This is a genomic window from Klenkia sp. PcliD-1-E (assembly GCF_024124375.1).
Taxonomy (GTDB): domain Bacteria; phylum Actinomycetota; class Actinomycetes; order Mycobacteriales; family Geodermatophilaceae; genus Klenkia.
Genome location: NZ_JAMXRZ010000139.1, coordinates 1 through 9,720 on the forward strand (window position 1 = coordinate 1; position 9,720 = coordinate 9,720).

Consider the following 9,720-nt stretch of genomic DNA (forward strand, 5'->3'; position numbering starts at 1 on the left):
GGCCGCGGCCGGTCGCGGCCCCGCCCCCGACCCCGCCTCGGTCGCCGCGGCAGCCGCGAGCCCGACCGCGGCGACCGGCTCCGCCGCGCTGCCCCTGGGCTCGTCGGGCCCGGCGTCCTCGGTCCCGGTGCCCTCGGTCCCGGCCTCGGCCCCGGCCACTGCCGCGGCGTCGACGCCGGCCCCCGTCCAGGACCGGGCCGCCCCGCGGACCGACCCGTCCGTGGCAACCACCCCTGCTACCGCCACGACGCCGGCCGCGACCCCGGCCGGCACCCCGGCCCCGGCCGTGCAGCCACCCGACGTCGCGGCCGCCGTCGCCGACCCGTCACCGGCCGACGCCGACCCGACCGGGCCCACCGGCTCGACCACACCGTCCGCCACCCCGTCGAGCAGCTCGCCCACCACGCAGGCGCCCGGCTCCGCGACCGACGACCCTGCCCCGACCGGCGCGCCGACCCCGACGACCGGCTCCGCACCCACCGGGAGCCCGGCCGCGACCGGCCCCTCCGGGAGCCCGGACCCGAGCGACCCCGGCACGCCGGGGACCGACGCACCCGCTGCGGGCCCCGCCACCGGGACGCCGGCGGACCAGCCCACGGACTGAGCGGGAGCGATCTCACCCGCCCGACCGGCGCACGACCCCCGGGGAGGGTGGGACAGTGGTGCGGTCATGACTGCCGACACCACCGAGCCCCGAGCCCCGCTGCCCCTGGTCTTCGAGGCCCCGCGCCGGGCGGCCAAGCCCCCGCGCCACCTCGCCGACCTCACCCGCGAGCAGGCCCGCGTCGCCGTCGCCGAGCTCGGCCACCCCGCCTTCCGCGCCGACCAGCTGGCCCGGCACTTCTACGCCGGGGTCACCGACCCGGCCGCGATGACCGACCTGCCGGCCGCCGCCCGCGCCGACCTGGTCGAGGCGATGCTGCCCGGGCTGCTCACCGTGGTGCGGCACCAGAGCGCCGACGGCGGGCGCACCCGCAAGACCCTGTGGCGGCTGCACGACGGGGCGCTCGTGGAGAGCGTGCTGATGCGCTACCCCGACCGGGCCACGGTGTGCATCTCCAGCCAGGCCGGCTGCGGCATGGCCTGCCCGTTCTGCGCGACCGGCCAGGGCGGGCTCACCCGCAACCTGTCGGCGGCCGAGATCATCGGCCAGGCGGTGGCCGCGGCCGCCGCCATGGCGGCGGGGGAGATCCCGGGCGGGCCCGGGCGGCTGTCGAACGTGGTCTTCATGGGCATGGGCGAACCGCTGGCGAACTACAACCGCGTGCGCACCACCCTCGACGCCCTGCTCACCCCCGCGCCGCACGGCCTGGGCCTGGCACAGCGGTCGGTGACGGTGTCCACGGTCGGCCTGGTGCCGGCCATCCACCGGCTCACCGAGGAGGGGCTCAACGTCACCCTCGCGGTCAGCCTGCACGCCCCCGACGACGAGCTGCGCGACACCCTCGTCCCGGTCAACACCCGGTGGAACGTGACCGAGGTGCTGGAGGCGGCCGACGCCTACGCCCGGCGCACCGGCCGTCGGTACTCCATCGAGTACGCCCTCATCCGGGACGTCAACGACCAGCCGTTCCGGGCCGACCTGCTCGGCCGCCGGCTGGCCAAGCGGCTGGCGCACGTCAACCTGATCCCGCTCAACCCGACGCCGGGCAGCAAGTGGGACGCCAGCCCGCTGCCGGCGCAGCGGGAGTTCGTCGCCCGGCTGCGGGCGCACGGCGTGGCGACGACGGTGCGCGACACCCGCGGCCAGGACATCGACGGCGCGTGCGGTCAGCTCGCGGCCAGCGAGGCACCGGGGATGCCGTCGGTGGCCGCGCCGCAGCCCGAGCTCGAGGAGACCGTGCCCCTCGGCTGAGGGCTAGGGCCGCTGTCCCACTCCGAGCGCCCTACTTCGAGCGCCCTACTCCGAGCGCCAGGCGTTCTTCCGGCGGCGCCAGTCCCACACCAGGATCAGCAGCAGGCCGGCGACCATCGTGTTGATCCAGATGTTCTCGATCCGGCCCTCGTGGTTGCCGAACTGGAACGCGAAGAGGATCAGCGCGGCGAGGAAGGTGCCGATCCGGCCCTTCTTGCCGGTCTCGCCGTGCCAGCCCCAGTCCTCGGGGCGCTCGTCGCCGTGGACCGGCTCGGAGCCTGCCCGGACGATCGCCTCCTCGCGGTGGGACTGGGCGACGACGGTCGCGCTGGTCTGCTGCCCGAGGTGGTCCGTGCCGCTCACCCGCCCATCATGGCAGGACCGCACCCGGCGCACACGGCAGCCCGACCGGTCGGCCAGGATGTCGCCATGAGCGAGCCCCGCACGGTCACCGTCCTGGGTTCCACCGGCTCCATCGGCACCCAGGCCCTGCAGGTCGTGGCGGCCAACCCCGACTCACTCCGCATCACCGGCCTGGCCTCCGGCGGGTCGGACGTCGCGCTGCTGGCCGAGCAGGCGCTGAGCCTGGGCGTCGACACCGTCGCGGTCGCGCGGGCCACCGCCGCGCAGGACCTGCAGCTGGCCTTCTACGCAGCAGCCCAACAGCGCGGGTGGTCGCAGGGCCGGTACCGCCTCCCCGAGATCCTGGCCGGCCCGCGCGCCGCGGAGGAGCTGGCCGCCCGGCCCGCCGACGTCGTCCTCAACGGCATCACCGGCTCCATCGGGCTCGGGCCGACGCTGGCCGCCCTGCGCGCCGGGCGCACGGTCGCGCTGGCCAACAAGGAGTCCCTGGTCGCCGGCGGCGCGCTGGTCACCGCGGCGGCCGCCCCGGGCCAGCTGCTGCCGGTGGACTCCGAGCACTCCGCGCTGGCCCAGTGCCTGCGCAGCGGCACCCGGAGCGAGGTGGCCCGGCTGGTGCTCACCGCCAGCGGGGGGCCCTTCCGCGGCCGCTCGGCCGACCAGCTCGCCGACGTGACGCCTCTGCAGGCGCTGGCGCACCCGACCTGGGCGATGGGGCCGGTGGTCACGATCAACAGCGCGACGCTGGTGAACAAGGGCCTGGAGGTCATCGAGGCGCACCTGCTCTTCGACGTCCCCTACGCCGACATCGACGTCGTGGTCCACCCGCAGTCGATCGTGCACTCGATGGTCACCTTCGTCGACGGCGCGACCATCGCCCAGGCCAGCCCGCCGGACATGCGCCTGCCGATCGCCCTGGCTCTCGGCTGGCCCGACCGGCTCCACCACGTGCAGCCCGCCCTGGACTGGACGGCTGCGTCGGGCTGGGACTTCGCCCCGCTGGACGACGAGGCCTTCCCGGCGGTCCGGCTGGCCCGGCAGGCGGGGGAGGCCGGCGGCGTCGTCCCGGCGATGTACAACGCGGCCAACGAGGAGGCGGTCGCCGCGTTCCTGGCCGGTGACCTCGCGTTCCCAGCGATCACCCAGACGATCGCGCGTACCCTCGACGCGGCGCCGGACCTCGGCGTCCCCACCGTCGTCGAGGACGTGCAGGCCGCCGAGAGGTGGGCCCGGGAGCACGCCCGCGCCGCGATCGCCGGAGGCTGACCTGAGCACGATCCTGCTGACCGTCCTCGGGATCGTCGCGTTCTTCCTCGGGTTGCTGTTCTCCATCGGCTTCCACGAGTTCGGCCACTTCTACTGGGCCCGGAAGTTCGGCATGCGGGTGCCGCAGTTCATGGTCGGCTTCGGGCCCACGCTGTACTCCCGCCGCAAGGGCGAGACCGAGTACGGCGTCAAGTGGGTCCCGCTGGGCGGCTACATCCGCATCGTCGGCATGATCCCGCCGGCCGAGGAGGGCGAGAGCAAGCGCGCCACCCGCATGCGCAGCTTCATCGCCGAGGTCCGCGGAGCAGCGCTCGACGACGTGCTGCCCACCGACGGCGACCGCGTCTTCTGGAAGAAGCCCTGGTGGCAGCGGGTCGTCGTGATGTCGGCCGGGCCGCTGCACAACCTGATCCTGGCCGTCGTCCTGTTCACCCTGACGCTGACCACCATCGGCACCCAGGTGCTCACCACCACGGTGTCGCAGGTCCCGGCCTGCGTCATCCCGTCGAACGCCCAGTCGATCGAGCGCCTGCAGGACGACCCCGACTTCGACCTGTGCTCGGTCCCCCTCGTCACCACCGGGCCCGACGCCGGCCAGGAGTGCCAGGAGGGGACGGCGAACTGCGCGTTGCCGGCGGAGAGCCCGGCCGCGGAGGCCGGTCTGCGACCCGGGGACACGATCACGGCCGTCGACGGCCGGGCGCTGGACCCCACGGCCTGGGACTCCTGGACGGTCGTGCAGAGCGCGGTCCGGGCCTCCCCGGACCAGCCGATCACGCTCACCGTGGAGCGGGACGGGTCGTCCCGGGACCTGACGGTGACCCCGGTGCCCAACACCGTGGCCGACCTGGACGGCGAGGGCACCGTCACGGCTGGGTACCTCGGGGTGAGCCCGGCTGACCGGTTGGCCCGGCAGTCCATCACCGAGGTGCCGGCGTACTTCGGGAACATCGTCGCCAACTCCGTGGACCGGCTGCTCGAGATCCCCGAGCGGGTCCCGGCGCTCTTCGGCGCCGCCTTCCTCGGCGACCAGCGCGACCCCAACGGCCCGATCGGGATCGTGGGTGTCGGGCGCATCTCCGGCGAGGTGTTCTCCTTCGACGACTTCAGCGGGCTGGAGAAGCTGAGCTTCTTCCTCGGTCTGCTGGCCAGCGTCAACCTGGTGCTGTTCCTGTTCAACCTGCTGCCGATCTACCCCCTCGACGGCGGTCACGTGGCCGGCGCGCTGTACGAGAAGGCCCGCGCCGTCGTGGCCCGCCGCCGCGGCCGGCCTGACCCGGGGCCCTTCGACATCGCCCGGCTCATGCCGGTCGCCTACGTCGTGGCCGGGTTGTTCATCGCCCTGTCGGCCCTGCTCCTGGTGGCCGACGTGGTCAACCCGATCACGCTGCAGTAGGCGCCTCCGGTGGGGGACAATGCAGTCGTGAGCGTCTCCCTCGGCATGCCCGCCCCGCCCCCGCCCGTCCTGGCCCCGCGCCGGAAGACGCGGCAGCTCGACGTCGGCGGCGTCGGCGTGGGCAGCGACTCCCCGGTCAGCGTGCAGTCGATGTGCACCACCAAGACCGCCGACATCAACGCCACGCTGCAGCAGATCGCCGAGCTCACCGCGTCGGGCTGCCAGATCGTGCGGGTGGCCGTCCCCGACACCGACGACGCCGAGGCGCTGCCGGTCATCGCGAAGAAGTCGCAGATCCCGGTGATCGCCGACATCCACTTCCAGCCGCGCTACGTGTTCGCCGCCATCGAGGCCGGGTGCGCCGCCGTCCGGGTGAACCCGGGCAACATCAAGAAGTTCGACGACAAGGTCGGCGACATCGCCCGGGCCGCCAAGGAGCACGGCACCCCGATCCGCATCGGGGTCAACGCCGGCTCGCTGGACAAGCGGCTGCTGGAGAAGTACGGCAAGGCCACCCCCGAGGCGCTGGTGGAGTCCGCGCTGTGGGAGTGCTCGCTGTTCGAGGAGCACGACTTCCGCGACATCAAGATCTCGGTCAAGCACAACGACCCGGTCGTGATGGTGCGCGCCTACGAGCTGCTCGCCCAGCAGTGCGACTACCCGCTGCACCTGGGCGTCACCGAGGCCGGCCCGGCCTTCCAGGGCACCATCAAGTCCGCCGTGGCCTTCGGGGCGCTGCTGTCCCAGGGCATCGGCGACACCATCCGGGTCTCGCTGTCCGCGCCGCCGGTCGAGGAGGTCAAGGTCGGCCTGCAGATCCTGGAGTCCCTCAACCTGAAGCCACGCCGGCTGGAGATCGTGTCCTGCCCGTCCTGCGGGCGGGCCCAGGTCGACGTCTACAAGCTCGCCGACGAGGTCACCGCGGGCCTGGAGGGCATGGAGATCCCGCTGCGCGTGGCCGTCATGGGCTGCGTCGTCAACGGCCCCGGCGAGGCCCGCGAGGCCGACCTCGGGGTCGCCTCGGGCAACGGCAAGGGCCAGATCTTCGTCAAGGGCGAGGTCATCAAGACCGTGCCCGAGTCGCAGATCGTGGAGACCCTCATCGAGGAGGCGTTCCGCATCGCCGAGCAGCAGGCCGACGACGGCGTCACCTCCGGGGCGCCGACCGTCACCGTCTCCTGACCCGGTGACCGTGCTGGGCGCCCGCGCGGCGCGGGTGCTCGGGGCCGCCGACGAGCGGGCGGTGCGGCAGCTGCTGGACACCGACCCGGTGGCCACCTGCATGCTGGCCGGCCGGGTCGAGACCCACGGCGCCGACCCGGCCTCCCTCGGGGCCCCGCTCTGGGGACTGGACGGCGACGGCCGGCTGGACGCCGTCTGCCTGGCCGGGGCCAACCTCATCCCGTTCACCCGGCCCGGCGTCGAGGCCGAGGCCGCCCGCGCCTTCGCCGACCGCGCCCGCCGGGCCGGCCGGCGCTGCTCGACCATCGTGGGCCCGGTCGGCGCCGTCGCGCCGCTGTGGGAACGGCTGGAGCCGCACTGGGGCCCGGCCCGCGACGTCCGTCCCCGGCAGCCGCTGCTGGCCATCGACGGGCCGCCGCTGGTCGCCGCCGAGCCCCGGGTGCGGCCGGTGCGGCTGGGGCAGCTGGAGACCCTGCTGCCGGCCGCGGTCGCGATGTTCACCGAGGAGGTCGGGGTCAGCCCGCTGCGGGTGGACGGCGGGGCCGGTTACCGCGCCCGGGTCACCGAGCTGGTGCGGTCCGGCCAGTCGCTGGCCTGGATCCAGGACGGCCCCGGCGGCCCCGAGGTGGTGTTCAAGGCCGAGGTCGGCGCGGTGTCGCGGGCGGCGTGCCAGGTGCAGGGCGTCTGGGTGGCCCCGGCCCACCGCGGCCGCGGCATCGGCCAGGCCGGGACGGCGGCGGTGGTGGAGTACGCCCGCCGGTCGATCGCCCCGGTGGTCAGCCTCTACGTCAACGACTTCAACGCCCCGGCCCGGGCGGCCTACCAGCGGGTCGGCTTCCGCGACGCCGGCACCTACGCCTCGATCCTGTTCTGACGCCGCGACCGGTCCTGTCAGGGTGCTGTGCCAGGGTGCACCCCGTGCGCAGATCACGGGGTGCGGTCCTGCTGGTGGCCTCGGTCGTGCTGGCCGGGCCGGTGCTGTCGGCCTGCAGCTCCGACGACCCGGCCGACGGCGCCCGCAGCGCCGCGCAGTCCTTCCTGGGCGCCTGGTCCGGCGGCGACCTGGAGTCCGCGGCCGGTGACACCGACGACGCGGGCGCGGCGACGACGCTGCTGCAGCAGACCGCCGAGGACCTGCCCGGCGCCACGCTGAACGCCGACCTCGGCGAGGTCTCCGTGGGCGGGGACGGCGACACCACTGCCACCGTGGCCTGGACGGCGACCTGGGACCTGGCCGCCGCGCCCGACTGGACCTACGACGCCACCCTCGACCTGCGCCGGGCCGACGGCGACGCCCCGTGGCAGGTGGTCGCCGAGCCCACGATCGTGCACCCCGAGCTGGGGGCGGGCCAGCACCTGGAGGTCGCCCGGTCCCTGCCCGAGCGCGCCCCGGTCACCGACGCCACCGGCACCCCGCTGTTCACCGAGACCGAGGTGGTGGACGTCGGCGTGGACACGGGGCAGGTCACCGACCTGCCCGCGCTCGCCGCGGCGCTGGGGGCGGCCACCGGGGTGGACCCGGCCACCATCGCCGCCGACGTCGAGGCCGCCGGCGACGGCCAGTTCGTCCCCGTCATCACGCTGCGCCGCGACGCCTTCGAGGCCATCCGCGCCCAGGTGTTCGACCTGCCCGGCGCGGTCTTCCCGACCTCCACCCGGTTGCTGGCCCCCACCGCCCGGTTCGGTGCTGCACTGCTCGGCCGGGTCGGCGACGCCACCGCCGAGGTGCTCGACGAGACCACCGGCGACGACGGCCGGCCGGAGTACGCCGCGGGCGACCAGCTGGGCCTGTCCGGGCTGCAGCGGGCCTACCAGCAGCAGCTGGCCGGCACCCCTGGCTTCACCGTCAGCGTGGTCAGCCTGGACACCTCCACCGGCGACACGGGCACCGTCGTCGGCTCGGTGGACCCGGTCCCGGGCAGCCCGGTGCAGACCCCGCTGGTGCCGGCCATCCAGACCGCCGCCGACACCGCCGTCGCCGGCCAGTCCCTGGCCACCCACCTCGTGGTGGTCCGGCCCGGCACCGGCGAGGTGCTGGCCGTGAGCTCCAACGAGGCGGCCACCGCCGGCAACGCCCTGAGCGGGCAGTTCCCGCCCGGGTCGAGCATGAAGACGATCACCGCCACCGCGCTGCTGTCGGCCGGCACGGTGACGCCCGACACCGCGGTGCCCTGCCCGGGCACCACCACGGTCGACGGCCGGGAGTTCGAGAACGAGGACCAGTTCGACCTGGGCACGGTGTCGCTGACCGAGGCCTTCGCCCAGTCGTGCAACACCACCTTCATCCAGCAGGCGCTGACCCTGCCCGACGGGGCGCTCAGCGCGGCGGCCGCGAGCTACGGGGTGGGCGCGGACTGGCAGCTGCCGGTCGGCATCTACTCCGGCAGCGTGCCGGCCACCAGCACCGGCACCACCGAGGCGGCCGACGCGATCGGCCAGGGCGAGGTGCTGATGAGCCCGGCGCAGCTGGCGCTGGTCGCGGCCGGCATCGCCAGCGGCACCCCGGCGGCGCCCGTCGAGGTGGTCGGTGCCGACCCGGCGGGGGCGGCCCCGGCCGGGCCCGGGCAGGCCGTGCTGGACCAGCTGCGGCCGATGATGCGCCAGGTGGTGCTCACCGGCACCGCCCGCGCACTGGGGGGCCAGGGCCAGGTGTACGGCAAGACCGGCACCGCCGAGTTCGGCACGGCCGTGCCGCCGGACTCGCACGGCTGGTTCATGGGCTACCAGCTCGGCGGCCCGCAGGGCGACATCGCCTTCGCGGTGCTGGTCGAGGCCGGGCAGTCCAGCAGCGCCGCGGTCGCCGTCGCCGACGCCTTCCTGTCCGGGCTGTCCGGGTAGGGGTCCCGGGGACGGGTCAGAGCCCGGGGGTCGCGCTCGTGGTGGGCGTGACCCCCGCCCGTACCCGCCAGGGCACCGCGCGGGTCTCGGCCGCCGAGGCCGACGCCACCGCCAGCTCGCGCACCCCGCGGTCGGCGGCCTGGTCGAGCACCCACACCCAGGCCGCCGTCGTGCCGTCCTCCAGCTGGACGGCCAGCCGGGCGGCGTCGGTGGCCGACAGCACGGGGAAGGGCAGCTGGTAGGCCGGCCGGGTGGGCACCGGGTCGGCGCCGCGGTCGGTGATCAACCCGGCGAGGCGGTCCCGCAGGTCCCGGTGGACCTCGACCGCGGTGGTCACGGGTGTGCGGTCCTCGCCGGCCAGCGCCGCGCCCACCGTGCCGTAGCCCCACACCGCGGCGTGCTCGGCGGCCAGCACGTCCTGCAGTGCCGCGGTCTCCGCGCGCGCCGACCCCGCCTCACCGGTGGACGGGGCGGCCGACGACGAGCTCGAGGGCGAGGACGAGGGCGAGGTCACGCCAGCACCACCAGCTGGCCGCGCAGGCCCGCCGCGGTGCTGCCGAGCAGGGCGGCCCGGGCGCCGGTGAAGTCCAGGCAGGCCGTGGCGTGCGAGTCGGCCGCCGAGGAGATGCGGGTGCGCAACTCGGCCCGCGGGTCGTCCGCGGGGGCGGCCGTCGCCGAGGTCGTCGTCGCGGAGGTCGTCGTCCCGGGGGAGGTGGGCGAACCGGTGACCGAGGGCGCGGCCTCCCGCAGCCGCCGGAGCTGCTCGCGGCACTGGTCGACCAGGGCGGGCGCCACCGCGGCCAGGTCGGGTGCGGCGGCCAGC

General features: G+C 75.4%; 9 protein-coding genes and 1 pseudogene. 6 read left to right on the forward strand and 4 right to left on the reverse strand.

Annotated features, from left to right (window positions below; all coding sequences use genetic code 11):
• The coding region (locus NH342_RS19885) for a hypothetical protein (RefSeq protein WP_253017559.1) at positions 1 to 537 on the reverse strand (537 nt) is incomplete at its 3' end.
• Between the two features lie 133 nt (positions 538 to 670).
• On the opposite strand from NH342_RS19885, the gene rlmN reads away from it, so the two are divergent.
• Positions 671 to 1,855, forward strand: coding sequence for a 23S rRNA (adenine(2503)-C(2))-methyltransferase RlmN (gene rlmN, locus NH342_RS19890; protein ID WP_253017561.1), 1,185 nt, complete (start codon positions 671 to 673; stop codon positions 1,853 to 1,855).
• A gap of 45 nt (positions 1,856 to 1,900) precedes the next feature.
• On the opposite strand, the gene NH342_RS19895 is transcribed toward rlmN, so the two are convergent.
• The gene (locus NH342_RS19895; protein WP_253017563.1) at positions 1,901 to 2,218 is read right to left on the reverse strand and encodes a DUF2631 domain-containing protein; all 318 of its coding nucleotides are present in this window, start codon (positions 2,216 to 2,218) and stop codon (positions 1,901 to 1,903) included.
• 66 nt (positions 2,219 to 2,284) lie between these two features.
• On the opposite strand from NH342_RS19895, the gene dxr reads away from it, so the two are divergent.
• Genes dxr through NH342_RS19920 form a run of 5 tightly spaced genes read left to right on the forward strand, consistent with a single transcriptional unit; the run spans position 2,285 to position 8,897 of the window.
• The gene (gene dxr, locus NH342_RS19900) at positions 2,285 to 3,481 is read left to right on the forward strand and encodes a 1-deoxy-D-xylulose-5-phosphate reductoisomerase (RefSeq protein WP_253017565.1); all 1,197 of its coding nucleotides are present in this window, start codon (positions 2,285 to 2,287) and stop codon (positions 3,479 to 3,481) included.
• 31 nt (positions 3,482 to 3,512) lie between these two features.
• Positions 3,513 to 4,877, forward strand: coding sequence for a site-2 protease family protein (locus NH342_RS19905; RefSeq protein WP_308200714.1), 1,365 nt, complete (start codon positions 3,513 to 3,515; stop codon positions 4,875 to 4,877).
• Positions 4,878 to 4,922: 45 nt separating this feature from the next.
• Positions 4,923 to 6,059, forward strand: coding sequence for a flavodoxin-dependent (E)-4-hydroxy-3-methylbut-2-enyl-diphosphate synthase (gene ispG / locus NH342_RS19910; RefSeq protein WP_256480899.1), 1,137 nt, complete (start codon positions 4,923 to 4,925; stop codon positions 6,057 to 6,059).
• 4 nt (positions 6,060 to 6,063) lie between these two features.
• Positions 6,064 to 6,933 (forward strand): DUF4081 domain-containing GNAT family N-acetyltransferase, encoded by an 870-nt coding sequence (locus NH342_RS19915; protein WP_253017571.1) that lies wholly within the window; start codon positions 6,064 to 6,066, stop codon positions 6,931 to 6,933.
• A gap of 44 nt (positions 6,934 to 6,977) precedes the next feature.
• Positions 6,978 to 8,897 (forward strand): penicillin-binding transpeptidase domain-containing protein, encoded by a 1,920-nt coding sequence (locus NH342_RS19920; RefSeq protein WP_253017573.1) that lies wholly within the window; start codon positions 6,978 to 6,980, stop codon positions 8,895 to 8,897.
• A gap of 16 nt (positions 8,898 to 8,913) precedes the next feature.
• Here NH342_RS19920 and NH342_RS19925 read toward each other — a convergent pair whose 3' ends face one another.
• Together NH342_RS19925 and NH342_RS19930 are read right to left on the reverse strand one after the other, a co-directional pair.
• Positions 8,914 to 9,411 (reverse strand): DUF4439 domain-containing protein, encoded by a 498-nt coding sequence (locus NH342_RS19925; protein ID WP_253017575.1) that lies wholly within the window; start codon positions 9,409 to 9,411, stop codon positions 8,914 to 8,916.
• A pseudogene (locus tag NH342_RS19930) lies at positions 9,408 to 9,720 on the reverse strand (hypothetical protein); the annotation flags it as partial. The pseudogene NH342_RS19930 and the gene NH342_RS19925, both read right to left, overlap by 4 nt.

Excerpts from the sequence above, each read along its gene's own strand:
- rlmN (WP_253017561.1), top strand. The coding sequence starts at position 671 with ATGACTGCCGACACCACCGAGCCCCGAGCCCCGCTGCCCCTGGTCTTC.
- dxr (WP_253017565.1), top strand. The coding sequence starts at position 2,285 with ATGAGCGAGCCCCGCACGGTCACCGTCCTGGGTTCCACCGGCTCCATC.
- ispG (WP_256480899.1), top strand. The coding sequence starts at position 4,923 with ATGCCCGCCCCGCCCCCGCCCGTCCTGGCCCCGCGCCGGAAGACGCGG.